This is a genomic window from Streptomyces sp. NPDC046308, from assembly GCF_055588065.1.
The window spans coordinates 65,959-91,761 of sequence record NZ_JBVJFB010000003.1; the positions used below are offsets into that span (position 1 = coordinate 65,959).

22 protein-coding genes are annotated in these 25,803 nt (G+C 70.8%); 9 read left to right on the forward strand and 13 right to left on the reverse strand.

The window, feature by feature from the left end; all coding sequences use genetic code 11:
* Window positions 1-4: 4 nt before the first annotated feature.
* On the reverse strand, window positions 5-2,116 hold the full coding sequence (locus ACZ6JT_RS14130) for a type IV secretory system conjugative DNA transfer family protein (RefSeq protein WP_469209760.1): 2,112 nt from the start codon (window positions 2,114-2,116) through the stop codon (window positions 5-7).
* Between the two features lie 253 nt (window positions 2,117-2,369).
* On the opposite strand from ACZ6JT_RS14130, the gene gabT reads away from it, so the two are divergent.
* Together gabT and ACZ6JT_RS14140 are read left to right on the forward strand one after the other, a co-directional pair.
* Entirely contained in the window at window positions 2,370-3,716 is a 1,347-nt protein-coding gene (gabT, locus tag ACZ6JT_RS14135) for a 4-aminobutyrate--2-oxoglutarate transaminase (RefSeq protein WP_469209761.1), read from the forward strand.
* A 166-nt stretch (window positions 3,717-3,882) separates the two neighbouring features.
* Window positions 3,883-4,737: a phosphatase PAP2 family protein gene (locus ACZ6JT_RS14140; RefSeq protein WP_469209763.1), complete on the forward strand. Its 855-nt coding sequence runs from the start codon at window positions 3,883-3,885 to the stop codon at window positions 4,735-4,737.
* 63 nt (window positions 4,738-4,800) lie between these two features.
* Here the strand turns inward: ACZ6JT_RS14140 and ACZ6JT_RS14145 are convergent, their stop codons facing one another.
* The 8 genes from ACZ6JT_RS14145 to ACZ6JT_RS14180 all read right to left on the reverse strand — a co-directional run bounded on the left by ACZ6JT_RS14145 (window position 4,801) and on the right by ACZ6JT_RS14180 (window position 14,537).
* On the reverse strand, window positions 4,801-6,603 hold the full coding sequence (locus ACZ6JT_RS14145; RefSeq protein WP_469209765.1) for a chitinase: 1,803 nt from the start codon (window positions 6,601-6,603) through the stop codon (window positions 4,801-4,803).
* A gap of 85 nt (window positions 6,604-6,688) precedes the next feature.
* The gene (locus ACZ6JT_RS14150) at window positions 6,689-7,177 is read right to left on the reverse strand and encodes a hypothetical protein (RefSeq protein ID WP_469209766.1); all 489 of its coding nucleotides are present in this window, start codon (window positions 7,175-7,177) and stop codon (window positions 6,689-6,691) included.
* A gap of 161 nt (window positions 7,178-7,338) precedes the next feature.
* Window positions 7,339-8,757 (reverse strand): NAD(P)/FAD-dependent oxidoreductase, encoded by a 1,419-nt coding sequence (locus ACZ6JT_RS14155; protein WP_469209768.1) that lies wholly within the window; start codon window positions 8,755-8,757, stop codon window positions 7,339-7,341.
* 23 nt (window positions 8,758-8,780) lie between these two features.
* Window positions 8,781-9,587, reverse strand: a complete 807-nt coding sequence (locus ACZ6JT_RS14160) for an ABC transporter permease (protein ID WP_469209770.1) — start codon at window positions 9,585-9,587, stop codon at window positions 8,781-8,783.
* The gene (locus ACZ6JT_RS14165; protein ID WP_469209772.1) at window positions 9,587-10,516 is read right to left on the reverse strand and encodes an ABC transporter permease; all 930 of its coding nucleotides are present in this window, start codon (window positions 10,514-10,516) and stop codon (window positions 9,587-9,589) included. The genes ACZ6JT_RS14160 and ACZ6JT_RS14165 overlap by 1 nt, the downstream gene beginning before the upstream one ends.
* Entirely contained in the window at window positions 10,513-11,661 is a 1,149-nt protein-coding gene (locus ACZ6JT_RS14170; protein ID WP_469209773.1) for an ABC transporter ATP-binding protein, read from the reverse strand. The genes ACZ6JT_RS14165 and ACZ6JT_RS14170 overlap by 4 nt, the downstream gene beginning before the upstream one ends.
* Window positions 11,662-11,724: 63 nt before the next feature.
* Window positions 11,725-12,975 (reverse strand): polyamine ABC transporter substrate-binding protein, encoded by a 1,251-nt coding sequence (locus ACZ6JT_RS14175; protein ID WP_469209776.1) that lies wholly within the window; start codon window positions 12,973-12,975, stop codon window positions 11,725-11,727.
* Window positions 12,976-13,022: 47 nt separating this feature from the next.
* Window positions 13,023-14,537: a gamma-aminobutyraldehyde dehydrogenase gene (locus ACZ6JT_RS14180; RefSeq protein WP_469210689.1), complete on the reverse strand. Its 1,515-nt coding sequence runs from the start codon at window positions 14,535-14,537 to the stop codon at window positions 13,023-13,025.
* 194 nt (window positions 14,538-14,731) lie between these two features.
* Between ACZ6JT_RS14180 and ACZ6JT_RS14185 the strand changes: the two genes are divergently transcribed.
* The 3 genes from ACZ6JT_RS14185 (at window position 14,732) to ACZ6JT_RS14195 (ending at window position 17,752) form a co-directional block, all read left to right on the forward strand.
* Entirely contained in the window at window positions 14,732-15,286 is a 555-nt protein-coding gene (locus ACZ6JT_RS14185) for an NADAR family protein (RefSeq protein ID WP_469209777.1), read from the forward strand.
* On the forward strand, window positions 15,279-15,713 hold the full coding sequence (locus ACZ6JT_RS14190) for an NUDIX hydrolase (RefSeq protein WP_469209779.1): 435 nt from the start codon (window positions 15,279-15,281) through the stop codon (window positions 15,711-15,713). The genes ACZ6JT_RS14185 and ACZ6JT_RS14190 overlap by 8 nt, the downstream gene beginning before the upstream one ends.
* Before the next feature lie 422 nt (window positions 15,714-16,135).
* Window positions 16,136-17,752, forward strand: coding sequence for a TROVE domain-containing protein (locus tag ACZ6JT_RS14195; protein ID WP_469209781.1), 1,617 nt, complete (start codon window positions 16,136-16,138; stop codon window positions 17,750-17,752).
* A 27-nt stretch (window positions 17,753-17,779) separates the two neighbouring features.
* On the opposite strand, the gene ACZ6JT_RS14200 is transcribed toward ACZ6JT_RS14195, so the two are convergent.
* On the reverse strand, window positions 17,780-18,508 hold the full coding sequence (locus ACZ6JT_RS14200; protein ID WP_469209782.1) for a DUF4190 domain-containing protein: 729 nt from the start codon (window positions 18,506-18,508) through the stop codon (window positions 17,780-17,782).
* A gap of 110 nt (window positions 18,509-18,618) precedes the next feature.
* Between ACZ6JT_RS14200 and ACZ6JT_RS14205 the strand changes: the two genes are divergently transcribed.
* Together ACZ6JT_RS14205 and ACZ6JT_RS14210 are read left to right on the forward strand one after the other, a co-directional pair.
* Window positions 18,619-19,644, forward strand: coding sequence for an adenosine deaminase (locus ACZ6JT_RS14205; RefSeq protein ID WP_469209784.1), 1,026 nt, complete (start codon window positions 18,619-18,621; stop codon window positions 19,642-19,644).
* Between the two features lie 36 nt (window positions 19,645-19,680).
* The gene (locus tag ACZ6JT_RS14210) at window positions 19,681-20,370 is read left to right on the forward strand and encodes a glycerophosphodiester phosphodiesterase (RefSeq protein ID WP_469209786.1); all 690 of its coding nucleotides are present in this window, start codon (window positions 19,681-19,683) and stop codon (window positions 20,368-20,370) included.
* Between the two features lie 131 nt (window positions 20,371-20,501).
* On the opposite strand, the gene ACZ6JT_RS14215 is transcribed toward ACZ6JT_RS14210, so the two are convergent.
* The 3 genes from ACZ6JT_RS14215 to ACZ6JT_RS14225 all read right to left on the reverse strand — a co-directional run bounded on the left by ACZ6JT_RS14215 (window position 20,502) and on the right by ACZ6JT_RS14225 (window position 23,757).
* A complete protein-coding gene (locus ACZ6JT_RS14215; RefSeq protein WP_469209788.1) occupies window positions 20,502-20,969 on the reverse strand; it encodes a hypothetical protein in 468 nt (155 codons plus the stop codon).
* A gap of 77 nt (window positions 20,970-21,046) precedes the next feature.
* A complete protein-coding gene (locus tag ACZ6JT_RS14220; RefSeq protein WP_469209790.1) occupies window positions 21,047-22,225 on the reverse strand; it encodes a polyamine ABC transporter substrate-binding protein in 1,179 nt (392 codons plus the stop codon).
* Between the two features lie 92 nt (window positions 22,226-22,317).
* Complete coding sequence (locus ACZ6JT_RS14225) at window positions 22,318-23,757, reverse strand: gamma-aminobutyraldehyde dehydrogenase (RefSeq protein ID WP_469209792.1); 1,440 nt, start codon at window positions 23,755-23,757, stop codon at window positions 22,318-22,320.
* 168 nt (window positions 23,758-23,925) lie between these two features.
* Here ACZ6JT_RS14225 and ACZ6JT_RS14230 point away from each other — a divergent pair, with 168 nt between their 5' ends.
* Both ACZ6JT_RS14230 and ACZ6JT_RS14235 read left to right on the forward strand, forming a co-directional pair.
* Window positions 23,926-24,429 carry an Lrp/AsnC family transcriptional regulator gene (locus ACZ6JT_RS14230; RefSeq protein ID WP_007266859.1) on the forward strand — a complete coding sequence of 168 codons (504 nt, stop codon included), beginning with the start codon at window positions 23,926-23,928 and terminating at the stop codon, window positions 24,427-24,429.
* Window positions 24,414-25,793 carry an aspartate aminotransferase family protein gene (locus tag ACZ6JT_RS14235; RefSeq protein WP_469209794.1) on the forward strand — a complete coding sequence of 460 codons (1,380 nt, stop codon included), beginning with the start codon at window positions 24,414-24,416 and terminating at the stop codon, window positions 25,791-25,793. The genes ACZ6JT_RS14230 and ACZ6JT_RS14235 overlap by 16 nt, the downstream gene beginning before the upstream one ends.
* Window positions 25,794-25,803: the final 10 nt, after the last annotated feature.

The following is a 25,803-nucleotide window of genomic DNA, read 5'->3' on the forward strand; positions in this document are numbered from 1 at the left end:
CGGGTCAGGCCGCCGGGCCGGACCCGCCCTCCGCCAGTCGGACCAGCAGCGGAGCCGCCCGTTCCCCGCGGACCGAGGTCAGCGACAGCACCGCGTGCCCGGGCGGCACCGCGTGCGCCAGGTCCGAGGCGGACCACCGCTCCCGCTCCACCTGCCGCACGGTCACCGCGTCGGTGGTGACCGCCTTGCCGGTGACGAGCTTGCGGAAGGCGTGCATGGCCCGGGTCAGCGGCTGGTCGGCGAAGACGGTGCGGTGGGTGACGTCGCGGGTCTCCACCCACTCGGTGCCCCAGGCCTCGGCGAACCGCTTGCCGTCCCAGGTGGTGACGCCGGAGAAGGCCATCCGGCAGCCGACCGCCCCGAGCAGCGGCGTCCGCAGCGCCTCGGGTACGTCGTCGAGCGTGCGCAGCGTGAGCAGTACGCCGGCGTGCGCCGAGCGCAGCCGCTGGACGCCGCGCACGGTCTCCGCGGTCAGGGTCTGCGAGGCGTCGTCGAGGGCGAGGAAGGCGAAGAGGGAGCGGTCGGTGCGGGCGGCGGCCGCGGCGTTGAACTGGGCGAGCAGCAGCCGGGCCAGGATCCGGGAGGCGTCGGCGTGCCCGCGTTCGGGCAGGTCGACGCGGACGCGCAGCGGGTGCTCCAGGGCGCGCAGCGAGAACGGCTGCCCCTGCCCGGTGGTGTCGAAGAACCCGGCGAAGGCGGGCCGGTCCAGCAGGGCCACCCGGTCGGCGAGGGCCGGTCCCGGGTCGCCGTGTGCCCCGTGCTGGCGGGTCCGGGCGTCGAGCTCGCGCAGCATCGCGTGCCGGCCGGCGAGTTCGCGGCGCAGCGCGTCGAAGGCGGCGGGCACCTGGTCGAGCAGTTCGCGCAGCTCGGGCACGGTCGGGAAGCGGCCGTACGCCGCCCGGAACGGGCCGAGGAGCTGGGCGAGGGCGGTCGCGGCCCGGCGCACGTCGACGCCGGGGACGTCCCCGACGAAGGCGTCGGCGAGCAGCGTGGCGGCCTCGTCGGGGTCGGCGGCGCCGCCGTAGAGGTCGAGGTCGTAGACGGAGGCGGGGTCGCCGATGCGGACCACGACGTCGTAGCCGGTGTCCGGCCCGAGCGGGGCCCCGGCCGCGCCGACGGCGACGACGGCGGCCTGGCCGGCGAGCGCCTGCAGCAGGAGGGACTCGACGACGGGCCGCACCAGGCTCCGGGTCTTGCCGCTGCCGGAGGGGCCGACGGCGAGGAGGGAGGTACCGAGCACATCGGGGTCGAGGGCGAGTCCGGTGCCGCGGCGGGCGTACGGGTTGCGCGCGCCGTCCGCGACGGTGCCGAGCAGCACCTGCCGGGCCAGCAGATCGTGCCGGGCCGCCCGCACGGGCAGGTCCCGCGCGCCGGACGGGTGCACGCATGCCCCGGCGCCCCGATCGCGCACGGCCTCGGCGAAGGCCCGCATCCGGGAGGGGTCGACGCGCACGGAATCCCAGGCCCGCCGGATGCGCGCGTAGTCCACGTCGTTCATCCGCCCGGCCCCGGCCTCCCCCTCCAACCGATCGGCCGCCTCCCCCAGCCCAACCCCCCGCAACTGCGGCCACCGCGCGGGATCGTCCGGGCCGCCGGCCACGGGGCCGACCGGTCCGGCGGAGTGCCGGGGCCGCGTGGCGCGGCCCCGCACCACGCGGCGGCCCAGTTCGGGCCAGCGCCCGAGGCGGCCGAAGCCGAAGACCAGGGCACCGATGACGATGGCGTACCAGACGTACGCGGCGACGACGGCGGCGTTGGTGCGTGCCCAGGAGTCGGGCGTGAACATGTAGAGCGGCCACAGCCAGAAGCCGCCGAGGTAGTTGTTCACCAGCAGCGACCACAGCAGCAGCCCGGCCAGCAGGGAGATCAGGGCTCCGCTGATCAGCTGGCGGGTGGGGGTCTCCTCCGGCTCCTCCGCGGCCCGCGGTACGTGTCCGTACGTCCACACGCCCGGCCCGTCGGAGGAGCGCGGGACACGCAGCCAGTCCCCGAGCGTCGGCCCGGCCGTCGGCGCGTGGGACGGCTTCGGCGGGAGGCCCTGGGTCGGCGGGGCGGCCGGTCTCGGGATGTGCCCCGCGTGGGCCGGGCGCGTCTCGTGCGTGCCGTCGGTGTCCATGAACCCCTGCCCCCTGACCGTGCCTGCGCTGCTGCGTCGCTCAATGTAGTTGCCCGGCGTCGGCCATGGGCCCGTACCGGGTCTCCGGTTCGCCGTGCCGTTCACAAGACCCCCCGCGGCACGCTTCTATGGCCGTCGCGGACAAGGACACGCGGAGAGCACTACCGAACGGAGCATGCAGGACCCCCTCCCCCGGGCCTAGCCTGCGGACAAAGACACAAGTGCGTCCGAAAACATCCCCCAGGAGCCCTCTATGACCGCTGTCCCGCAGGAGCGCAAGATCGTCACCGCGATCCCCGGCCCCAAGTCGCAGGAGCTGCAGGCCCGCCGCCTCCAGACGGTGGCCGGCGGCGTGGGCTCCGTCCTGCCCGTCTTCACGGCCCGCGCGGGCGGCGGCATCATCGAGGACGTCGACGGCAACCGCCTGATCGACTTCGGCTCCGGCATCGCCGTGACCTCGGTCGGCGCCTCCGCCGAGGCCGTCGTGCGCCGCGCGTCCGCGCAGCTCGCCGACTTCACCCACACCTGTTTCATGGTCACCCCGTACGAGGGCTACGTCGAGGTCTGCGAGGCCCTCGCCGAGCTGACCCCCGGCGACCACGCGAAGAAGTCGGCCCTGTTCAACTCCGGCGCCGAGGCCGTCGAGAACGCCGTCAAGATCGCCCGCTCGTACACCAAGCGCCAGGCTGTCGTCGTCTTCGACCACGGCTACCACGGCCGCACCAACCTGACGATGGCGCTGACGGCGAAGAACATGCCGTACAAGCAGGGCTTCGGTCCGTTCGCCCCCGAGGTCTACCGCGTCCCGGTCGCCTACGGCTACCGCTGGCCCACCGGTGCCGAGAACTGCGGCCCCGAGGCCGCCGCCCAGGCGATCGACCAGATCACCAAGCAGATCGGCGCCGAGAACGTCGCCGCGATCATCATCGAGCCGGTCCTCGGCGAGGGCGGCTTCATCGAGCCGGCCAAGGGCTTCCTCCCGGCGATCGTGAAGTTCGCCAACGAGAACGGCATCGTCTTCGTCGCCGACGAGATCCAGTCCGGCTTCTGCCGCACCGGCCAGTGGTTCGCGTGCGAGGACGAGGGCATCGTCCCGGACCTGATCACCACCGCCAAGGGCATCGCGGGCGGTCTGCCGCTCGCCGCCGTGACGGGCCGCGCCGAGATCATGGACTCCGCCCACGCGGGCGGTCTGGGCGGCACCTACGGCGGCAACCCGGTGGCGTGCGCGGGTGCGCTCGGCTCCATCGAGACCATGAAGAAGCTCGACCTCAACGCCAAGGCGAAGAAGATCGAGTCCCTCATGAAGACCCGCCTGACGGCCATGCAGGAGAAGTACGACATCATCGGCGACATCCGCGGCCGCGGCGCCATGATCGCGATCGAGCTGGTCAAGGACCCGGTCTCCAAGACCCCGTTCCCGGAGGCGGCCGGCGCGCTCGCCAAGGCCTGCCACGCGGAGGGCCTGCTCGTCCTCACCTGCGGCACCTACGGCAACGTGCTCCGCTTCCTCCCGCCGATCGTCATCGGCGAGGACCTGCTGAACGAGGGCCTGGACCTCATCGAGGCCGCGTTCGCCGCCATCGGCACGGAGGTCTGAGCGGAGGTCTGAGCGGACGTCTGAGCGGACGGCTAGAACGTCCGCACGCAGCGGCCCCTCCCTACCGCCGGTAACGGGCGGACGCTGTGAAGAAGCTGTGGGGGGCCGATGGCGGGAACGCGATCCCGCTGTCGGTCCCCCTTTCGCTGCCGTACGGTTTCTGCAGATGAGTGAGACACCCCGCTCACGGGAAACCGAGGGCGACACCAGTACCGGGCTTCCCCAGCACCGTATTGGGCATGCGTTCGCGCACACTCCTCACCGATCGGACAGCCGTTCGCCCCAAACCCCCCGGGGCGTGCGGCAACCCGGTCCGGGCGGCCGTCCCGGAACCACCCCCCCTGTTCCGGGACGGCCGGCCATTCCCCTCCTGACGGCCGCCGTCTGCGGCCTCCTGTTCTCCCTGATCACCTGGCAGGTGCTGGCTTCCGGCCCGCTGCTGACGCCGGACCACGAGCTGAGCCGCGCCCTGGTGCGCACGGTCCCGGACTCCGTCACCGAACGCCTCTCGGACCTCGGCAACATCCCGGTCGCCGTGCCCGTCCTCGCACTCGCCATGGCCTACGCCGCCCGCCGCGGCCGGCGCCTCGCCGCCGGGGCCGCGGGCCTGGCCATGGCCCTGGTGCCGGCCCTGGTCATCCCGTTCAAGGAGTGGACCGCCCGGCCCGGCCCCCTGGAACCCTGGGCGGCCGGCTACTTCCCCTCGGGCCACACGGCCACCGCGGCCGTCGCCTACATCGGCGCCGCCCTGCTCGTCCGCCCGTACACCCGCCGCCCCTGGCCGACGGCCGTCGCCCTCGCCCTCACCGGCGCCACGGCCACCGGCCTGATCCTGCGCGGCTGGCACTGGCCCCTCGACGTGGTGGCCAGCCTCCTGATGTGCACACCCTTGCTGCTCGGCGTGGCCGCAGTGGTCACGTACGGTCGTGCTGGTCGTCCCCCGAGCGGGATCCGGTGGGGGAAGGGCAGGCGAAGCCGCGGAAGTACGCGCTCACGCGCGGAGGCCGCCCCCACGAGGTGACTCCGACCCCGGCGGGCCGGAGCCGTCGGCGGCTCCGGCCCGGTGGTGGCGGGAGGTGCCGGGTCAGCCGCCGAAGTAGGCGTCGAAGTTGCGGCTGAACTCCCGGCCGCCGAAGCTGTCCCAGTTGATCGACCAGGTCATCAGGCCGCGCAGGGCGGGCCAGGTGCCGTGGGTCTGGTAGCTCCCGCAGTCCGTCTTCCTCGTCAGGCAGTTCAGGGCCTTGTTCACCTCGGCGGGCGGGGTGTGGCCGTTGCCCGCGTTCGTCGTGGCCGGGAGGCCGATCGCGACCTGGTCGGGGCGCAGGGCCGGGAAGACGCGGGCGGTGTTGCCGGCGACCGGGAAGCCGGTGAGCAGCATGTCGGTCATGGCGATGTGGAAGTCCGCTCCGCCCATGGAGTGGTACTGGTTGTCGAGGCCCATGATCGGGCCCGAGTTGTAGTCCTGTACGTGGAGCAGGGTGAGGTCGTCGCGCAGGGCGTGGATGACCGGGAGGTAGGCGCCGGCGCGCGGGTCCTGGCCGCCCCAGGGGCCGGAGCCGTAGTACTGGTAGCCCAGCTGGACGAAGAAGGTCTCCGGGGCCATGGTCAGGACGAAGCCGGCGCCGTACTTGGCCTTCAGGGTCTTCACGGCCGAGATCAGGTTCACGACCACCGGTGTGGTGGGGGCCCGGAAGTCGGTGTCCCCGGTGGCGAGGGAGAGGGAGTGGCCCTCGAAGTCGATGTCGAGGCCGTCGAGCCCGTACTCGTCGATGATCTTGCCGACGGAGGCGACGAAGGTGTCGCGGGCGGCGGTGGTCGACAGCTGCACCTGGCCGTTCTGGCCGCCGATGGAGATGAGCACCTTCTTGCCCGCCGCCTGCTTGGCCTTGATCGCGGCCTTGAATTCGGCGGGGGATTCGACGTTCGGGCACTCGGCGACCGGGCAGAGCCGGAAGCGGATGTCGCCGGAGGACACCGAAGTCGGTTCGCCGAAGGCGAGGTTGACGACGTCCCAGGAGTCGGGGACGTCGGCCATCCGGACGTAGCCGGAGCCGTTGGCGAAGCTCGCGTGCAGGTAGCCGACCAGCGCGTGCGCGGGCAGGCCTCCCCCGCCACCACCGCCGGCCGGCGTGGTCGCGGAGGCTGGGCCGCTCTGCGGGGATTCGCCCGCCGCGTTCACCGCGCCGACCCGGAAGGTGTACGTCGTGGACGCGGCGAGGCCGGTCACGGCCGTCGAGGTCGAGGTGACGGAGAGGGGCGCGGCGCCGTCCCGGTGGACGGTGTACGAGGTGGCTCCGGGCACCGCCGACCAGGTCAGGGAGACCGAGCTCGACGAGGTGGCGGTGGCGGTCAGGCCGGTGGGGGCGGCCGGGGGCCGGGGCTGGCCGGGGCCGCCCGGGTCGGGTCCGATCAGGGTGAGGTCGTCGGTGAGGTGGGCGGGCTGGCCGTACCAGCCGTGGGTGTAGACCGTCACCGAGGTCGTCGACGGGCCCGTGCGGAAGGTGGTGGTGAGCTGCTTCCACGCGCCCGGGGTCTGTGTCCAGGCCGACACGTCGGTGGTGCCGGTGCCGCTCGCGCCGAGGTAGACGTACGCGCCCTGCACCCAGGCGGCCAGCGTGTAGGAGGAGTCGGGCTTGACGGTGACGCTCTGGGAGCAGCGGGCGTTGTCCTGTCCGGCCGGGGTGGCCCTGAGGGCGGAACCTCCGCTGTGGACGGGTGTGGTGACGACGGCTCCGCTGCCCGCCGAGCAGCTCCAGCCGTCGAGGCCGGCCTCGAAGCCGCCGTTGCGTACGAGATCGGCGTCGGCCGCCGCGGCGGGCGGCCCCGCGGCGAGGAATGCGGCCGTCGCCAGGGCGGCGGCCGCGAGGAGGGACCAGGTTCTGCGCACAACTGCCTCCGGGGCATGGGGGGATGGAGCCAGGCTGCGGAACGGGGAACAGCGGCGCCCAAGATGGTCCAGACCAATGCCCTTGTCAAGACGTCCGGCCCTCCCCCTCTCCGGCCGGCGCCAGGGCGGACGCCACGACCGTCGCCGCCGCCTCGTGCATCGCCAGCTCCAGCACGGCCGGGTCGGTGAGGGTCCCCTCCCCGTCCGGGAGCACCGCCCAGCGCACCCCGCCGGTGGCCCGGCCGGGATACGGGACGACGATCCAGGTGCCTCGGCCTGCCCCGCGTACGCCCGTGCCGATCCAGCGGGACGCGGTGCCCGCGGGCACGAAGAAGCCCGTCCGGGAGTCGCCGAAGTCGGCGAGCACCGGGCCGGGCCGGTCGACGATGAGCCGCAGTACGTCGAGGGTCACCTGCCCCAGGTCGCCGGGCAGGATGAGCACGTCCCACAGCCGGCCGGCGGGCAGCAGGACGACCCCGAGGGGGCTGCGCTCCCACTCCCACCGGCAGGCATCGGGGTCCGGCGCCACCGATACCAGCCAGTCCACTGCCGTCTTGGCCCCCGGGAACGTCATCGCCCGGCCTCCGTTCGTCTCGTGCGCGGTGAAGGGTTCTCACCGGGAGAGAGCGGGGCCGGGCGGGACTATGACGCGGGTTTCGTTACTCCATGGTAGTGAACCGGGTCACACGGTGACCGGCGGTGTGCGCCGGGGCGCGTGCGCTCGGCCGCCGAAGTTCAGCTGTCGAAGCCGAGGCCGAGGCGGTCGAGCGTCCGGAGCCACAGGTTGCGGTGCCCGCCGCGGCGGTCGGCGCGGGCCAGCGACCACTTCGTGAGGGTGATGCCGGTCCAGGCGAAGGGCTCGGGCGGGAACGGCATCGGCTTGGACTTCACCATCTCCAGCCGCGTGCGCTCGGTGGAGAGCCCGTCCAGCAGGTCGAGCATCACCTCCGCGCCGAAGCGGGTGGCACCCACGCCGAGCCCGGTGTAGCCGGCCGCGTAGGCCACCTTCCCGGAGTGCGCCGTGCCGAAGAAGGCCGAGAAGCGCGAGCAGGTGTCGATGGCGCCGCCCCAGGCGTGGCTGAATTTCAGCCCCTCCAGCTGCGGGAAGGCGGTGAAGAAGTGCTCCGCGAGCTTGAGGTACGTCTCGGGGCGGTGGTCGTACTCGGAGTCGAGCTTCCCCCGGTAGGGGTAGATCGCGTCGTAGCCGCCCCACAGGATCCGGTGGTCCTTGGTGATCCGGAAGTAGTGGAACTGGTTGGCGCTGTCGCCGAGCCCCTGCCGGTTCTTCCAGCCGATCGCGGCGAGCTGGGCCTCGTCCAGCGGCTCGCTCATCAGCGCGTAGTCGTAGACCGGAACCGTGAACGGGCGGATCCGCCGGACCAGCGAGGGGAAGATGTTGGTGCCCAGGGCGACCCGGCGGGCGAGGATCGTGCCGTAGGGGGTCTGGACGGCCATGCCGGTGCCGACCGCGGACATCTTCAGCCCGCGGGTGTTCTCGTAGATCCGCACCCCGAGGCCGAGGCAGGCCTGCTTGAGGCCCCAGGCCAGCCTCGCCGGATTGAGCATGGCGACGCCGTCGCGGTCCCACAGGCCCGCGAGGAAGGTCGGCGAGTCGACCTCGGCGCGCAGGGCGTCGGCGTCCAGCCATTCGGAGTTGCCGGCAAGGCCGAGGCGCCGCGCCTCCTCGTGGAGTTCGCGCAGCTCCTCCACCTGGTGGGGTTCGGTGGCGACGTCGATCTCGCCGGTCCGCTCGAAGTCGCAGTCGATCCCGTAGCGGGCGACGGCCTCCTCGATGGCGTCGAGGTTGCGCGCGCCCAGCTCCTCCAGCTTGGCCAGTTCGCCCGGCCAGCGGGCGATCCCGTTGCCGAGCCCGTGGGTGAGGGAGGCGGCGCAGAAACCGCCGTTGCGCCCGGAGGCGGCCCAGCCCGCCTCCTTGCTCTCGATGAGCACGACGTCCCGCTCGGGGTCGCGCTCCTTGGCGATCAGCGCGGTCCACAGCCCGCTGTAACCGCCGCCGATGACCAGCAGGTCACAGCGTTCGTCCGCGGTCAACGCCGGCTGCGGCGCGGGCTTGCCGGGGTCGTCCAGCCAGTACGAGACCGGCTTCGCTTCGGAAAGGGATTTCGCAACACTCCGCATGGCGACTGGGGCCATGGCTTCCAACTCCCTACAGGGGTCTACTTCGGTTGTGCCTTCTTGCGGCGGTTGCCGACCATCTGGCCGACGAGGACCACCAGCACCGCGATGACGAACATCGCCGTGCCGATGACGTTGATCTGCACGGGCGTACCGCGCTGGGCCGATCCCCACACGAACATGGGGAAGGTGACGGTGTTGCCCGAGTTGAAGTTGGTGATGATGAAGTCGTCGAACGACAGCGCGAAGGAGAGCAGCGCGCCGGCCGCGATGCCGGGGGCCGCGATCGGCAGGGTGACCCGTACGAACGTCTGCACCGGGCCCGCGTAGAGGTCCCGGGCGGCCTCCTCCAGCCGCGGGTCCATGGACAGGACGCGTGCCTTCACGGCGGCGACGACGAAGCTGAGGCAGAACATGATGTGGGCGATCAGGATCGTCCAGAAGCCCAGCTGGATGCCCATGTTGAGGAAGAGCGCGAGCAGCGAGGCCGCCATCACGATCTCGGGCATGGCCATGGGCAGGAAGATCAGCGAGTTGACCGCGGCGCGCCCCCGGAACCGGTAGCGGACCATCGCGAAGGCTATGGCGGTGCCCAGGGCGGTCGCGGCGAGGGTGGACCACAGCGCGATCTGGAGCGACAGCGAGAGCGAGCCGCACAGGTCGGCGACGCCGCAGGGGTCCTTCCACGCGTCGAGCGAGAACTCCTGCCAGGCGTAGTTGAACCGCCCGGTGGGGTTGTTGAAGGAGAAGACGGTGACGACGACGTTCGGCAGGATCATGTACGCGAGCGTGCCGAGGCCCGCGATGACGACCAGATTGCGGCGGAGCCACGTGAGGGGATTGCGCATCAGACCAGGTCCTCCGTCCCCGCTCGGCGGATGTAGATGGTGACCATGATCAGCACGATGGCCATGAGGATGAAGGACAGCGCGGCCGCCGTCGGGTAGTCGAGGATCCGCAGGTACTGCGACTGGATGACGTTGCCGATCATCCGGGTGTCCGTGGAGCCGAGCAGTTCGGCGTTGACGTAGTCGCCGCTCGCCGGGATGAAGGTGAGCAGGGTCCCGGAGACCACGCCCGGCATGGAGAGCGGGAAGGTCACCTTCCGGAAGACCGTGGCGGGGTGGGCGTACAGGTCCCCGGCCGCCTCGTGGAGGCGGGTGTCGATGCGCTCCAGCGAGGAGTACAGCGGCAGGATCATGAAGGGGAGGAAGTTGTACGTCAGACCGCAGACGACCGCGAGCGGCGTGGCCAGCACCCGGTCCCCGTCGGTCATGCCCAGCCAGCTGGTGACGTCGAGGAAGCCGATGTCGTTGAGGACGGCGACCACCGGGCCGCCGTCGGCCAGGATCGTCTTCCAGGCCAGCGTGCGGATCAGGAAGCTGGTGAAGAAGGGGGCGATGACCAGGACCAGCAGCAGGTTGCGCCAGCGGCCCGCCTTGAAGGCGATCAGGTAGGCCAGCGGGTACCCGAGCAGCAGGCACAGCGCGGTCGCGGTGCCGGCGTACAGCAGGGAGCGCAGGAACTGCGGGTAGTACTCGGTGAAGGCGTCCCAGTAGGTCGCGAAGTGCCAGGTGACCTGGAAGCCCTCTTCGAGGGAGCCGGTCTGCACCGAGGTGGAGGCCTGGTAGACCATCGGCAGCACGAAGAACACCAGCAGCCACAGGATGCCCGGGAGCAGCAGCCAGTACGGGATCAGCCGCTTGCGCACGGACGGCTTGTGCACCGGGGGTTCGGCGGCGGCGGGCGCCTGGGGCGGCGCGGCAGTGGCGGTCACGCGCTCTCCTCGACCGTCTCGATGCCCGCGTCGATGTCCTGGGCGGCGTCGAGGCCGAAGGTGTGCTCCGGGTTCCAGTGCAGGACGACCTCGGCGCCGGGCACCAGGCGGGTGTCCCGCTCGATGTTCTGGACGTAGACCTCCAGCTCGGGACAGGCGGGGCTGTCGATCACGAACTGGGTGGAGACTCCGATGAAGGAGGAGGCGGCTATGCGGCCCGTGATCTTGTTCCGGCCGCCCGCGATGGTGTCCTCGTCCGCGGCCGGGACCAGGGACATCTTCTCCGGGCGCACGCCGACCAGCAGCTTTCCGCCGGCGCGGGGCGTGGTCGAACATCGCGCGGCGGGCAGCCGGAGGGTGGCGCCGGAGGCCGAGACGACCACGTCGGACCCGGCGGACTCCACGTTCGCCTCGATGAGGTTCGAGGTGCCGAGGAAGTTGGCGACGAAGGTGGTGCCCGGGTTCTCGTACAGCTCGGCGGGGGCGCCCAGCTGCTCGACGCGTCCGCCGTTCATCACGGCGACCGTGTCGGCCATGGTCATGGCCTCCTCCTGGTCGTGCGTGACGTGGACGAAGGTGATGCCGACCTCGGTCTGGATCCGCTTGAGCTCCAGCTGCATCTGGCGGCGCAGCTTGAGGTCGAGGGCGCCGAGCGGCTCGTCGAGGAGCAGCACCTGAGGGTGGTTGATCAGGGCGCGGGCGACGGCGACGCGCTGCTGCTGGCCGCCGGAGAGCTGGTGCGGCTTGCGCTGGGCGAACTGACCGAGCTGGACGAGCTCCAGCATCTCGTCGACCTGCTTCTTGACCGACTTGATGCCGCGGCGGCGCAGTCCGAAGGCGATGTTCTCGTAGATGTTCAGGTGCGGGAACAGCGCGTAGCTCTGGAAGACCGTGTTGACCGGGCGCTTGTACGGCGGCAGGTCGGTGACCTCCCGGTCACCGAGGTGGACCGTGCCGGTGGAGGGCTCCTCCAGGCCGGCGATCATGCGCAGGGTGGTGGTCTTCCCGCAGCCGGATGCGCCGAGCAGGGCGAAGAAGGAGCCCTGGGGGATGGTGAGATCCAGCGGGTGCACGGCGGTGAAGGTGCCGTAGTGCTTGCTGATCCCGGAGAGGCGGACGTCGCCGCCCGCGGTCTTGTCAGTCATGGATGGGTCCCGGGGGTGGGTGGGCGGAGCGGGCAAGGGAGGGTTCGCGGCGGGCGCGTACGGCTACGCGCCGATGAGCTTGGCGAACTTCTCTTCGTACGCGGTCTCTTCCTCGCTGGTGAGGGAGCGGAAGGCGTGGGCCTTGGCGGCCATCGCCTTGTCCGGGACGATCAGGGGGTTGTCCGCGAGTTCGGGATCGATCTTGGCCAGCTCGTCCTTGACGCCCTCGACCGGGCAGACGTAGCTGATGAAGGCGGCCAGCTGGGCGGCGACCGCGGGCTCGTAGTAGTAGTCGATGAGCTTCTCGGCGTTGGCCTTGTGCCGGGCCTGGGCGGGGACCAGGAGGTTGTCGCTGGAGGTGATGTACCCGGGGGCCGGGATGGCGTACTTGATGTCCGGGTTGCCGGCCTGCAGCTGGATGACGTCGCCGGCCCAGGCGAGGCAGGCGGCGAGGTCGCCCTTGTCGAGGTCCGCCGTGTAGTCGTTGCCGGTGAAGCGGCGGATCTGCTTGGTGTCCACGCCCTTCTGGAGGCGGCCGATCGCCCCGTCGAAGTCCGCGGTGGTGAAGTTGGCGGGGTCCTTGCCCTGGTCGAGCAGGGTCATGCCGACGCTGTCGCGCATCTCGGTGAGGAAGCCGACGCGGCCCTTGAGGGTGGGGTCGTCGAGCAGCTGCGTGACGGAGTCGACCTTCTTGCCGCCCGTCGCCTTCTCGTTGTAGGCGATGACCGTGTCGATGCCGGTCCAGGGATAGCTGTACGCCCGTCCCGGGTCCCAGTCCGGGGTGCGGAACTGCGGGATCAGGTTGGCGTAGGCGTGCGGGAGGTGGGCGGGGTCCAGCCGCTGGGCCCAGCCGAGCCGGATGATGCGGGCGGCGAGCCAGTCGGTGACGACGATCAGGTCGCGGCCGGTGTCCTGGCCGGCCGCGAGCTGCGGTCTGATCTTGCCGAAGAACTCGACGTTGTCGTTGATGTCCTCGGTGTACTTGACGTTGATCCCGGTCCGTTTGGTGAACTCCTCCAGCGTGGGACGGGACTTCTCGTCCTCGCTGGTGTCCATGTACTCGGTCCAGTTGGAGAAGATGATTTCCTTCTCCTGGGCCGAGTGGTCATCGGAGGCCGCCGCCGCGTCGCCCGCGCGCTTGGCGGGCGGGATGCCGCACCCGGCGAGGCCGGCCAGGCCGCCGAGGGTGAGCGCTCCGACTCCGGAGGCGCGCAGCAATGAGCGGCGGGTGAGGGCGCCGCGCCCACTGGTGAGGCTGCGCCGCATCGCGGCGAGTTGCGCCGCCGAGAGGCGGTCGGGCTCGAACTGCTCCATGCGCTGTGCCCTTTCGGGAGGTGTACCGCTGGTCGGGCGGTGGTGTCTTATCGGTCCCCGAAGATCGTGCGGTGCCAGTCCTTGGCGGCGACCGCGGTGTTGTCGTACATCACGTGCTTGACCTGCGTGTACTCCTCGAAGGAGTAGGCGGACATGTCCTTTCCGAAGCCGCTGGCCTTGTAGCCCCCGTGGGGCATCTCGCTGATGATCGGGATGTGGTCGTTGACCCAGACGCAGCCCGCCTGGATCTCACGGGTGGCGCGGTTCGCCCGGTAGAGGTCGCGGCTCCAGGCCGAGGCCGCGAGTCCGTACGGGGTGTCGTTGGCCAGCGCGATGCCCTCGTCGTCGGTGTCGAAGGGCAGGACCACGAGGACCGGGCCGAAGATCTCGGACTGGACCACCTCGCTGTCCTGGGCGGCGCCGGAGATCAGGGTCGGCCGGTAGTAGGCGCCGTCGGCCAGCGCGCCCGCCGGGATCTCGCCGCCGGTGACGACGGTGGCGTAGGCCCGGGCCCGCTCGACGAACCCGGCGACCCGGTCGCGCTGGGCGTGCGAGACCAGTGGGCCGAGGTCGGTGGTGGGCGCGAAGGGGTCGCCGAGACGGACCGTCTCCATCAGCTCGGCCACCCGGGCGACGAAGGCGTCGTGGAGGGGGCGCTGCACGTAGGCGCGGGTGGCGGCGGTGCAGTCCTGGCCGGTGTTGATGAGGGAGGCGGCGACGGCGCCGTGCGCGGCGGCCTCCAGGTCCGCGTCGTCGAAGACGAGGAAGGGGGCCTTTCCGCCGAGCTCCAGGTGGAGCCGCTTGACGGTGGCGGTGGCGATCTCCGCGACCCGCTTGCCGACGGCGGTGGAGCCGGTGAAGGAGGTCATCACCACGTCGGGGTGGCCGACCAGGTGCTCTCCGGCCACGCGGCCGGCGCCGGTGACGATGTTGATCACCCCGTCGGGCAGGCCCGCCTCCTTGGCCGCCTGCGCGAACATCAGGGAGGTCAGCGGGGTGAGCTCGGCGGGCTTGAGGACGATCGTGTTGCCCGCGGCGATGGCCGGGAGGATCTTCCAGGCGGCCATCTGGAGCGGATAGTTCCAGGGTGCGATGGAGCCGACGACCCCGATGGCCTCACGGCGTACGTAGGAGGTGTGGTCGCCGGAGTACTCGCCGGCGGCCTGCCCCTGGAGGTGGCGGGCGGCTCCCGCGAAGAAGGCGGTGTTGTCGATGGTCCCCGGCACGTCGAACTCCGTGGACAGCTTGATCGGCTTGCCGCACTGGAGGGACTCGGCGTACGCGAAGTCCTCCGCCTGCTCGGCCAGCACCGCGGCCAGCCGGTGCAGGGCGTCCGAGCGCTCGCCGGGGGTGGCGCCGGACCATGCCGGGAAGGCACGCTTGGCAGCGGCGACCGCCTCGTCGACGTCCGCGGTACTCGCCAGTTCGTAGGTGAGGACCTCGTCGCCGGTCGCCGGATCGACCACCGTGTGTGACTGTCCGGAGGTGCCGGGCCGGAGCCGGCCGTCGATGTACTGCGCGCCGTCTGCGAAGCGGTCCTTGACCTGGAAGCGGTTGCCCATCACGCTCTCACGCTCTCCGTAGCTACAGTTCGAGCTACAGCTCGAATTGAGTGCCGATCCTGACAGAGGAGGTGCCCTCGGCCAAGTGATTCCGTTGTTGCCTTTTGATTACGCGACGGAATCGGTCGACCATGTGTCGAGGCACACCGAAAATCCCGTACGAAGTGTCAGTGGCGACTGCCAGACTCGCGTGCATGGAGATGATCGAGGACCTGATCAAGCAGGTCAGCCGCGGTGAACGGGTGAAGTACCTGCCCTTCTGGGGGCACCGGCCGCTGCCCGACGGCAGGCTCGGTCCGAGCTGCCTGAGCCAGTGGTGGCCGTCCGCCTTCACCGTCGGTGATGTCCGGTATGCGACGGCCGAGCACTGGATGATGGCCGGCAAGGCCCGGCTGTTCGGGGACGCCGAGGGGGAGCGCGCCGCGCTGGCGGCGCAGAGCCCGGCGGAGGCGAAGAAGGCCGGGCGGCTCGTGCGCGGCTTCGACAACGCGATATGGGAACGGGAGCGCTTCGCCCTGGTCGTGGAGGGCAGCGTCCACAAGTTCGGTTCCGACCCGGCGCTGCGCTCGTACCTCCTGGGCACCGGGAGCCGAGTGCTGGTGGAGGCGAGCCCGATGGACCGGATCTGGGGCATCGGACTGCCCGCCGACGACGAGCGGGCCCTGGACCCGGCGCGCTGGCGCGGGCTGAACCTGCTGGGCTTCGCCCTGATGGAGGCCCGGGAGCGACTGCGCGGGGACGGTGCGTGACGGAGCGGCGCCGGGTCGCCGCGGTCATCGTCCGCGACGGCTGCGTGCTGATGGTGCGCGAGCGCGGCAGGGGGCCGCGGGGCGGCACGACGGGCCGGAGTACTGGACGCTGCCCGGCGGCGGTCTGGAGGCCGGCGAGGAGCCGGAGGAGGCGGTCCGGCGGGAGGTGGCCGAGGAGACCGGCCTGCACGCCCTGGCCGTGCGGTACGCGTACGAGGCGCCGTACCCCTCGGGCTGGACCTCCTGCTTCCGTGTGGACGTGGCGCCCGGCGAGCCGGTCCTGGGCGTCGACGCGGACCTGGAGTGCGACTGCCCGCGGATGGTCGGGCTGATCTGGGTCCCGCTCTCGCGGGGTACGGACGGCGTGTCGGTCATGGTGCCGACGCTGCTCGGTAATTGCGTGGTGGATCCCGGCCCCGCCGCCTAACGTGATCCGTGTCCAGGTGCGAAGGCGAGACCTCCTTCGACTCCACATCGGGCGGTCGCGGGTTCGAGTCCCGCCACCGGTGCCATGCCGGTGTAGCTCAGTTGGCAGAGCACCACGCGGTTTCGCCGACCTTGTTCTCTGGACACCTACGTCACGCACCTCCCGGTGCGCGGGCAGCGGCTCCTTCTTTTGCAAAGATCTCCAGGCCGCCGCCACCTTGATCTCGGGAGGCCGCGTGCGGGATGCCCGGTGCGCAGGCGACGGCTACTTCCGGATCAGGAGGTGGCGGGTTCGAATCCCGCCCGGCCGAGGCCGGTAGCTCAGCTGGACAGAGCACCTGACTTGTCCGTCGCCGACCTCTGACCTCGGGCGTCCCGCACGTCACGCCTCCCCCGCTTCCTTTGAATTCGGGGGGATTCACCATGGCTCGTTTCAACCTGCGCGCGTCCAAGTCCGCGCCCGCGACGCCCGCTTCGGCCACGCCGCCCACGTCGCCCACGTCGCCCGTACGCTCGGCCGGCCGTGCCCGCACCGGCCAGGGCGGCCCCGGCCACCTGCGCGATCCCCGTTCCGAGCTGTTCCTGCTCGCCGTCGCCAACTTCGTGACGCAGCGCACCGCGTACGAGAGCGGCGAGGCCCGCGACGACCGCTTCGCCGCGCTCGTGCGCACCCTCGCCGTCGAGGATCCCGCGTGGACGGCCGGCCTGCTGGGCTGGCTCCGCGGGGACGCGAACATGCGTACCGCCTCCCTCGTCGGCGCCGCCGAGTACGTCCGGGCCCGGCTCGACGCGGGCACCACCGACGGGCCTTCGAACCGTCAGGTCGTGGCCTCCGTGCTGCGGCGCGCGGACGAGCCCGGTGAGCTGCTGGCCTACTGGACGGCGACGTACGGCCGGAACGTGCCCAAGCCCGTCAAGCGCGGCATCGCCGACGCGGTGCGCCGGCTCTACTCCGGCACCTCGCTGCTGAAGTACGACACGGACTCCAAGGCCTACCGCTTCGGCGACGTCCTCAACCTCGTGCACGCCTCCCCCGACCCGGACAAGCCCTGGCAGGGCGAGCTGTTCCGGCACGCCCTCGACCGCCGGCACCACCCGGACGACGCGCAGGTCCCGGCCGGCAACCGCACCCTCACCGCCCACCGGGCGCTGATGGAGCTGCCGGTCTCCGAGCGGCGCGGTGTGGTCCTCGCCCCGGACGGCGCGGAGCGGCTGGCGGAGGCGGGCATGACCTGGGAGGCGCTGGCCGGCTGGCTGCAGGGGCCCATGGACGCGGCCGCGTGGGAGGCGGTCATCCCGTCGATGGGTGCGATGGCGCTGCTGCGGAACCTGCGCAACTTCGACCAGGCGGGGGTCTCGGACGCGGTGGCCGCGCAGGTCGCGGCGAGGATCTCCGACCCGGAGGTCGTCGCCCGGTCCCGGCAGTTCCCCTTCCGCTACCTGGCCGCCCATCAGCACGCCCCCTCGCTGCGCTGGGCGTACCCGCTGGAGCGTGCGCTCGGCCACTCGTTGGCCAACGTACCGGCGCTGCCGGGCCGGACGCTGGTCCTCGTCGACCGGTCCGGGTCGATGTGGTCCCCGCTGTCGGACCGCTCGAAGCTCAACCGGGCGGACGCGGCAGCCGTGTTCGGAACCGCGCTGGCGCTGCGGGCGGAACACGCCGACCTGGTGCAGTTCGGCACGACGAGCAAGGCGGTCCGGTACGGCCGCGGCGAGTCCGTGCTGAAGGTGCTGGAGCGCTTCGGGGACCTCGGCGGCACCTACACGGCCCGGGCCGTGCGGGAGCACTACCGGGACCACGACCGGGTACTGATCGTCACGGACGAGCAGGCCGCCTCGTACGGCCACGGCGGCGATCCGACGGCGGAGGTGCCCGCCGCGGTTCCGGTCTACACCTGGAACCTGGCCGGCCACCGGGTCGGGCACGGCCCCTCAGGCGGCGGGAACCGGCACACCTTCGGCGGGCTCACCGACGCGGCCTTCCGGATGGTCCCCCTGATCGAGGACGGCCGGAACGCGGACTGGCCCTGGGCCTCCTGAGGCCGTCCGCGCCCCGGGGTCCCCTGGTCAGACCTTCTCGTGGACCTGGGAGTTGTCGTACGGGCTGTCGTACGGGGAGTCGTCGATCGGCCCCAGGTCCATGACACTGGCGAACACGGCCAGGAGCACCAGGACGCCCAGCAGGATGCCCACCGCGCCGAGGATGATGCCCGCGAGCGCCATCCCGCCGTTGTCGGCCTCGCCGCGGTTCGCCTTGCCCTTGCCGAGGGCGCCGAAGACGATCGCGGAGATCCCGATGGCCACGCCCGCGAAGCTCAGGAAGCAGCCGAGGACCGAGATGATGCCGAGGACGAGCGCGGCTATGCCGAAGCCGTTGCTGGGCTGCGGCGCGTACGGCGCGTAGGGGCTGTGTCCCGGGTACCCCTGCGGGCCCGGGTAGCCCTGGTACCCGGCGGGGCCCTGGTACCCGGCGGGGCCGGGGTGGCCCGCGTCGCCGGGGTATCCGTAGCCGGGCTGGACGGGATATCCGTACGCCGCGGACGCGGGGCCGGCCTGCGGCGCGGCCGGTGCGGACGCCGGCCCGGTCGCCGGAGCGCTCGCCGGAGCGGCCGGCGGCAGCTGGTCTCCCGGCATTCCGGCCATCGTCGGCTGGTCGTGCACGGACGGCGGGACCGACACGCCCGGCGTGCCGTTGGTGTCCTGCGGGCCCTGCGCGCCCTGCGGCTTGCCCAGCTCCACCGCGGGCCGCTCCGGCGGCGCCCACGGGTCGCCCGGCTCGGGACTGCTGTCGTTCATACGGCGCCCCCCTCTCGTACAGCCATGCTAAGCGCTGCCACCGACAGTCACCGGCCTGCCTACGATGAATCCCGACCTGCCCGCAACCGCGTCCTCCCGGAGGCAACCCCATGACCGACCTGCACCCCTTCATCGCGGGGCTGCCCAAGGCCGAACTCCACGTCCACCACGTCGGCTCGGCATCCCCGCGCATCGTGGCCGAGCTCGCCTCCCGGCACCCCGACTCGAAGGTCCCCACCGACCCCGAGGCCCTGGCCGACTACTTCACCTTCACCGACTTCGCCCACTTCATCGAGGTCTACCTGTCGGTCGTCGACCTGGTCCGCACCCCGGACGACGTACGCACCCTCACCTTCGAAGTCGCCCGTGACATGGCCCGGCAGAACATCCGCTACGCCGAGCTGACCATCACCCCGTACTCCTCCACCCGCCGCGGCATCGACGAGCGGGCCTTCATGGAGGCCATCGAGGACGCCCGCAAGGCCGCCGAGGCCGAACTCGGCGTCATCCTGCGCTGGTGCTTCGACATCCCCGGCGAGGCCGGCCTCGAAGCCGCCGCGGAGACCGCCCGGCTCGCCGTCGACCTGCGCCCCGAGGGCCTGGTCTCCTTCGGCCTGGGCGGGCCCGAGATCGGCGTCCCGCGCCCGCAGTTCAAGCCGTACTTCGACGCGGCCCGCGCCGCCGGCCTGCACAGCGTGCCGCACGCCGGCGAGACCACCGGCCCCGAGACCGTCTGGGACGCCATCCGCGAGCTCGGCGCCGAGCGCATCGGCCACGGCACCAGCTCCACGCGGGACCCGGAGCTCCTCGCGTACCTCGCCGAGCACCGCATCGCGCTGGAGGTCTGCCCGACCTCGAACATCGCCACCCGTGCGGTCACCGACCTCGACCAGCACCCCGTCAAGGAGATGGTCGCGGCAGGTGTGCTCGTCACCATCAACAGCGACGACCCGCCGATGTTCGGTTCCGACCTCAACAACGAGTACGCGGTGGCCGCGCGTCTCCTGGACCTCGACGAGCGCGGTCTCGCGCAGCTCGCCAAGAACGCCGTCGAGGCCTCCTTCCTGGATCCGGCCGGCAAAGCGCGGATCGTCGCGGAGATCGACGCGTACACCGCCGAATGGCTGGCGCGCTGACGTCCAATTGACGTCCGCGGCACGGAGAATGGGGCCATGCGCACCCTGACTGCCGTCGGCCACCGCGGCGATCCCTACCGTGTCCGTGAGAACACCCTGCCCTCGATCCGCTCCGCCTTCGCCCGCGGGGCGGACGCGGTGGAGATCGACGTACGGCTGACCCGCGACGGCGTGCCGGTCCTGCTCCACGACGACACGCTCCAGCGGCTGTGGGGCCACGACGTACGCCTCGACGACGTCACGGCCCCACAGCTCAAGGAGCTGACGGAGGGCGGCGTTCCCACGCTGCGCGACGCCCTGACGGCCGCGGGGGCGGGCCGGCTGATGCTCGACCTCCCGGGCGCCACGCCCGAGGCGGTGCGCACGGTGGTGGGCCTGGTCCGCGAGTGCGGGGCGCACGAGCGGACGTACTACTGCGCGGGCCCGAACAGCATGCTGGCGGTCCGCGCCGCCGATCCGGGCGCCGAGATCGCGCTGACCTGGACCACCCTGTCGCCGCCGCGGCGGGTGCTGATCGACGCGGTCGCGCCGCGCTGGCTCAACTACCGCTTCGGGCTGGTGAGCCGGGAGTTGACGGACGCGCTCCACCGGGACGGCCTGCTGGTCTCGGCCTGGACCGCGGACACCACGTGGGCGATGAAGCGGCTCGTCAAGGCGGGGGTCGACTCGATCACCACGAACCGGATGGGCGCGCTCGCGGCCGTACGGGCCGAGTCCGGGCGGTGATACGCGAGCCGGCGGAGCGGGTCCGGGGAGCGGATCCGCGCCGGCAGGACGCGGGGGTGATGCTGCTGGTGCAGGTGGCGACGATCCCGTGGCCTTCGACTCGTGATGGTGGCCTTCGCACGGTAGGCGCCCTACTGGGTGGTCATCGCCTCGAGGCGCTTGATCATGCGGCGGAGCACCAGTAGGGGGATGACCCCGAAGACGCCGAACGACATGTCGATGACGCTCCACCAGATGGGTATGCCGCGGATCGGGCCGCAGATCAGGGCCAGGGGTATCACTCCGGCACAGGCGATCATGCCGGCTTCGACGATCCAGATGTTGCGGACGGGGTCGCGGTGGACGCCGTAGAAGAAGACGGCGATGACGAGGTGGGCAAAGGCGAGCCAGTCGGTTCCGTAGAGGAGGAAGGGGTATTCGGCATCGGCCCGGTCCAGCCCGTCGCCCACCCGCCGCACCCAGTCGTTGTCCACGAGGGAGTCGAGCCAGTGGAGTTCGGTGACCAGGGGGAAGGCGGTGAGGCCGCTGAGGACCAGGCAGACGAGGAACAGGACCAACCAGGCACGGATACGCCGCTGAAGGGCGCTTCTCTCGCTCATGGGAGGAAGCCTACGGGCGTTTCTGAACACGTTCAGCCAAATTGCTGAACGCGTTCAGTTTCGTGGCCGGACCGTGATCAGAGTCCGACGATCGCGTTCCAGCGCCGGGCGAGAGAGCGGCGCTCGGCGGAGGAGATGTCGCGGGACACCACCAGCCGCTTGCGCATCTCGTCGTCCGGGAAGATCAGCGGGTTCTCGGCCAGTTCGGCCGTCTCCTTGTCGTCGGAGCCGGCCAGGACCTCGCGGGCGGCCGGGACCGGGCAGACGTAGTTGACGGAGGCGGCCAGCGACGCGGCCACCGCCGGGTCGTAGTAGTAGTCGATCAGTGCCTCGGCATTGGCCTTGTGGCGGGCCAGGTTGGGGACGAGCAGGCTCTCCGCCCAGAGTTCGGCACCCTCCTCGGGGACCACGAACTCGATGTCCGGGTTGTCGGCCTGGAGCTGGATGGCGTCACCGGAGTAGGCCTGGCAGGCGAGGACGTCGCCCTTGCTCAGATCGGAGGTGTAGTCGTTGCCGGTGAAGCGGCGGATGTGCTTCTTCTTCACCATGCTCTCGACCTGGTCGCACATCCGGTGGAAGTCGGACTCGGTCCAGCGGGTGACGTCCACGCCGTTGCCCTGCATCAACAGGGAGAAGGACTCGTCGAGGCCGGAGAAGAGGGTGACGCGGCCCGCCAGGTCCGGGTGCCACAGGTCCTGGACCGACTTGATCTCCCGGCCCAGGGCCCTGCGGTTGTAGGCGATGCCGGTGATCCCCGACTGCCAGGGGACGGTGTGCAGCCGGCCCTCGTCGAAGGCGGGGGACCGCAGCTGCGGGTCGAGGTGCCTGGACACGTTGGGCTGAGCCGAGCGGTCCAGCTTCTGGGCCCAGCCCAGGTGGACGAAGCGGGCGGCCATCCAGTCGCTGACCACGACCACGTCGTGGCCGGTCTCCTGGCGGTTCATCAGGGCCGGGCTGACCTTGCCGAAGAACTCGTCGTTGTCGTTGATCTCCTCGGTGTACCGGACCTCTATGCCGGTCTGCTCCGAGAAGGCCTCCAGCGTCGGCCGGCGCTCCTCGTCCGCGTCGTCGGTGTCGATGTAGAGCGGCCAGTTGGAGAAGGCGACGCTCCGGTCCCGCTCGGACCGGTCCGGTCCCGTACGCCGTTCCTCGGGAACGTAGGCGGCCGGCACACCACAGCCGGCGAGGGCGGCCGACAGGCCCGCGGCACCGAGACCGCACAGCGCCGCACGGCGGGAGAAGGCGAGTTCAGGCATGGGCACAGCCTCGGGGAACGCGGAAGGGCGGGCAATAGACATGTTGTCTACTGCCCGCCCCGTCAACGCTGTGCTGTGATCGATGCGGCCGATCAGCCGTCGAGCGAGGTCATCACGTGCTTGATGCGCGTGTAGTCCTCGAAGCCGTAGGCGGAGAGGTCCTTGCCGTAACCGGACTTCTTGAAGCCGCCGTGCGGCATCTCGGCGACGAGCGGGATGTGGGTGTTGATCCACACGCAGCCGAAGTCGAGGTTCTTGGACATCCGCATCGCGCGGCCGTGGTCCTTGGTCCACACGGAGGAGGCGAGGGCGAACTCGACGCCGTTCGCGTACTCCAGGGCCTGGGCCTCGTCCGTGAAGGACTGGACGGTGATGACGGGGCCGAAGACCTCGTTCTGGATGATCTCGTCGTCCTGCTTGAGGCCGGAGACCACGGTCGGGGCGTAGAAGAAGCCCTTCTCACCGACCTGGTGGCCACCCGCCTCGACCTTGGCGTGGGCGGGGAGCCGCTCGATGAAGCCCGCGACCTGCTTGAGCTGGTTCGGGTTGTTCAGCGGGCCGTACAGCACGTCCTCGTCGTCCGGCTGGCCGGTCTTCGTGTCCGTGGCGGCCTTGGCGAGCGCGGCCACGAACTCGTCGTGGACCGACTCGTGCACGAGCACGCGGGTGGCGGCGGTGCAGTCCTGGCCGGCGTTGAAGTAGCCGGCGACCGCGATGTCCTCGACGGCCTTCGGGATGTCGGCGTCCTCGAAGACCACGACCGGGGCCTTGCCGCCGAGCTCCAGGTGGACGCGCTTGACGTCCTTGGAGGCGCTCTCGGCGACCTGCATGCCGGCACGCACCGAGCCGGTGATGGAGGCCATCGCCGGGGTGGAGTGCTCGACCATGGCCTTGCCGGTCTCGCGGTCGCCGCAGACGACGTTGAAGACGCCCTTGGGCAGGACCGAGTCGATGATCTCCGCCATCAGGACGGTGGAGGCCGGGGTGGTGTCCGACGGCTTGAGCACGACGGTGTTGCCCGCCGCGATGGCCGGGGCGAACTTCCACACGGCCATCATCATCGGGTAGTTCCACGGCGCGACCTGGGCACAGACGCCGACCGGCTCACGGCGGATGATCGAGGTCATCCCCTCCATGTACTCGCCGGCCGAGCGGCCCTCCAGCAGACGGGCGGCGCCCGCGAAGAAGCGGATCTGGTCCACCATCGGCGGCAGCTCCTCGCTGGCCGTGAGGCCCAGCGGCTTGCCGGTGTTCTCCGACTCCGCGGCGACGAGCTCGTCCGCGCGCGCCTCGAAGGCGTCCGCGATCTTCAGCAGCGCCTTCTGGCGCTCGGCGGGGGTGGTGTCGCGCCAGCCCGGGAAGGCCGCCGCGGCGGCGGCCATGGCGGCGTCGACGTCGGCCTGGCCCGACAGCGGGGCCGTGGCGTACACCTCGCCGGTGGCCGGGTTGACCACCTCGGTGGTCCGCCCGTCGGCGGCGTCCTTGAACTCCCCGCCGATGTAGTTGCGCAGACGACGCAGTTCGGTGGTCACTACAGCCACACTCCTGATCACATGTCCAACGATTGAGACAAAAGCCAAGCCTAGCTCCTAGGCGGAGGCTTTCGACAGACCCAGACGCCACCAACTACGAAATCAGTGAGATCGAAGACCGCAAACAACGAATTTCATCGATTCCGTCTTGCGGAACAGACGACCCTCGTGCACAGTGAGGTCGTGGTCAGTCGAAGCGCAGATTCCAGGAACAGACAACCGTCCCCTTCGGTCGATGCTGTGTCCCTGGCGATCATCGAGCAACTGCAGGAGGACGGCCGCCGTCCCTACGCATCGATCGGCAAGGCCGTCGGCCTCTCCGAAGCTGCCGTGCGCCAGCGCGTGCAGAAGCTGCTCGACCAGGGCGTCATGCAGATCGTCGCCGTCACCGACCCGCTCACCGTGGGTCTGCGACGCCAGGCGATGGTCGGCATCAACGTCGAGGGCGACCTCGACCCGGTGGCCGACGCGCTGACCGCCATGGCCGAGTGCGAGTACGTGGTGATGACCGCGGGGTCCTTCGACCTGATGGTGGAGATCGTCTGCGAGGACGACGACCACCTGCTCGAAACGATCAACAAGAAGATCCGCACGCTCCCCGGCGTGCGATCAACCGAAAGCTTCGTTTACCTGAAGCTGAAGAAGCAGACCTACATGTGGGGAACCCGATAACCGTGAGCCAGGACCTCTCCAAGACCGCGTACGACCACTTGTGGATGCACTTCACCCGCATGTCGTCCTACGAGAACTCCCCCGTCCCCACCATCGTCCGGGGCGAGGGCACCTACATCTGGGACGACAAGGGCAAGCGCTACCTCGACGGCCTCGCCGGCCTGTTCGTGGTCAACGCCGGTCACGGCCGCAAGGAACTGGCCGAGGTCGCGTACAAGCAGGCCCAGGAACTCGCGTTCTTCCCCATCTGGTCGTACGCGCACCCCCAGGCCGTCGAGCTCGCCGAGCGCCTCGCCCACTACGCCCCGGGCGACCTGAACAAGGTCTTCTTCACCACCGGTGGCGGCGAGGCCGTCGAGACCGCCTGGAAGCTCGCCAAGCAGTACTTCAAGCTGCAGGGCAAGCACACCAAGTACAAGGTCATCTCGCGTGCGGTCGCCTACCACGGCACCCCGCAGGGCGCCCTGTCCATCACCGGCCTGCCGGCCCTGAAGGCCCCCTTCGAGCCGCTGGTCCCCGGCGCGCACAAGGTGCCGAACACCAACATCTACCGCGCCCCGATCTACGGCGACGACCCCGAGGCCTACGGCCGCTGGTGCGCCGACCAGATCGAGCAGGAGATCCTTTTCGAGGGCGCGGACACCGTCGCCGCCGTCTTCCTGGAGCCGGTGCAGAACGCCGGCGGCTGCTTCCCGCCGCCGCCCGGGTACTTCCAGCGGGTCCGCGAGATCTGCGACGAGTACGACGTGCTGCTCGTCTCCGACGAGACGATCTGCGCGTTCGGCCGTCTGGGCACGATGTTCGCCTGTGACAAGTTCGACTACGTGCCGGACATGATCACCTGCGCCAAGGGCATGACCTCGGGCTACTCCCCGATCGGCGCCTGCATCATCTCCGACCGCCTCGCGGAGCCCTTCTACAAGGGCGACAACACCTTCCTGCACGGCTACACCTTCGGCGGCCACCCGGTCTCCTCGGCGGTCGCGCTCGCCAACCTCGACATCTTCGACAAGGAAGGCCTCAACCAGCACGTGCTGGACAACGAGGGCGCCTTCTTCTCGACGCTGAAGAAGCTGCACGACCTGCCGATCGTCGGCGACGTCCGCGGCAACGGCTACTTCTACGGCATCGAGCTCGTCAAGGACAAGGAGACCAAGGAGTCCTTCACGGACGAGGAGACGGAGCGCGTGCTCTACGGCTTCCTCTCCAAGGCGCTCTTCGAGAACGGTCTGTACTGCCGGGCCGACGACCGTGGTGACCCGGTCATCCAGCTGGCGCCGCCGCTGATCGCGGACCAGGGCACCTTCGACGAGATCGAGGGCATCCTGCGCTCGGTGCTCACCGAGGCGTGGACGAAGCTGTAAACAGGCCCGC

Bases quoted from the DNA above. Each gene is read 5' to 3' on its own strand.
- ACZ6JT_RS14130 (WP_469209760.1), bottom strand. From the start codon at position 2,116: ATGGACACCGACGGCACGCACGAGACGCGCCCGGCCCACGCGGGGCAC.
- gabT (WP_469209761.1), top strand. From the start codon at position 2,370: ATGACCGCTGTCCCGCAGGAGCGCAAGATCGTCACCGCGATCCCCGGC.
- ACZ6JT_RS14140 (WP_469209763.1), top strand. From the start codon at position 3,883: ATGAGTGAGACACCCCGCTCACGGGAAACCGAGGGCGACACCAGTACC.
- ACZ6JT_RS14150 (WP_469209766.1), bottom strand. From the start codon at position 7,177: ATGACGTTCCCGGGGGCCAAGACGGCAGTGGACTGGCTGGTATCGGTG.
- ACZ6JT_RS14155 (WP_469209768.1), bottom strand. From the start codon at position 8,757: ATGGCCCCAGTCGCCATGCGGAGTGTTGCGAAATCCCTTTCCGAAGCG.
- ACZ6JT_RS14160 (WP_469209770.1), bottom strand. From the start codon at position 9,587: ATGCGCAATCCCCTCACGTGGCTCCGCCGCAATCTGGTCGTCATCGCG.
- ACZ6JT_RS14170 (WP_469209773.1), bottom strand. From the start codon at position 11,661: ATGACTGACAAGACCGCGGGCGGCGACGTCCGCCTCTCCGGGATCAGC.
- ACZ6JT_RS14175 (WP_469209776.1), bottom strand. From the start codon at position 12,975: ATGGAGCAGTTCGAGCCCGACCGCCTCTCGGCGGCGCAACTCGCCGCG.
- ACZ6JT_RS14180 (WP_469210689.1), bottom strand. From the start codon at position 14,537: ATGGGCAACCGCTTCCAGGTCAAGGACCGCTTCGCAGACGGCGCGCAG.
- ACZ6JT_RS14185 (WP_469209777.1), top strand. From the start codon at position 14,732: ATGGAGATGATCGAGGACCTGATCAAGCAGGTCAGCCGCGGTGAACGG.
- ACZ6JT_RS14195 (WP_469209781.1), top strand. From the start codon at position 16,136: ATGGCTCGTTTCAACCTGCGCGCGTCCAAGTCCGCGCCCGCGACGCCC.
- ACZ6JT_RS14200 (WP_469209782.1), bottom strand. From the start codon at position 18,508: ATGAACGACAGCAGTCCCGAGCCGGGCGACCCGTGGGCGCCGCCGGAG.
- ACZ6JT_RS14205 (WP_469209784.1), top strand. From the start codon at position 18,619: ATGACCGACCTGCACCCCTTCATCGCGGGGCTGCCCAAGGCCGAACTC.
- ACZ6JT_RS14210 (WP_469209786.1), top strand. From the start codon at position 19,681: ATGCGCACCCTGACTGCCGTCGGCCACCGCGGCGATCCCTACCGTGTC.
- ACZ6JT_RS14215 (WP_469209788.1), bottom strand. From the start codon at position 20,969: ATGAGCGAGAGAAGCGCCCTTCAGCGGCGTATCCGTGCCTGGTTGGTC.
- ACZ6JT_RS14220 (WP_469209790.1), bottom strand. From the start codon at position 22,225: ATGCCTGAACTCGCCTTCTCCCGCCGTGCGGCGCTGTGCGGTCTCGGT.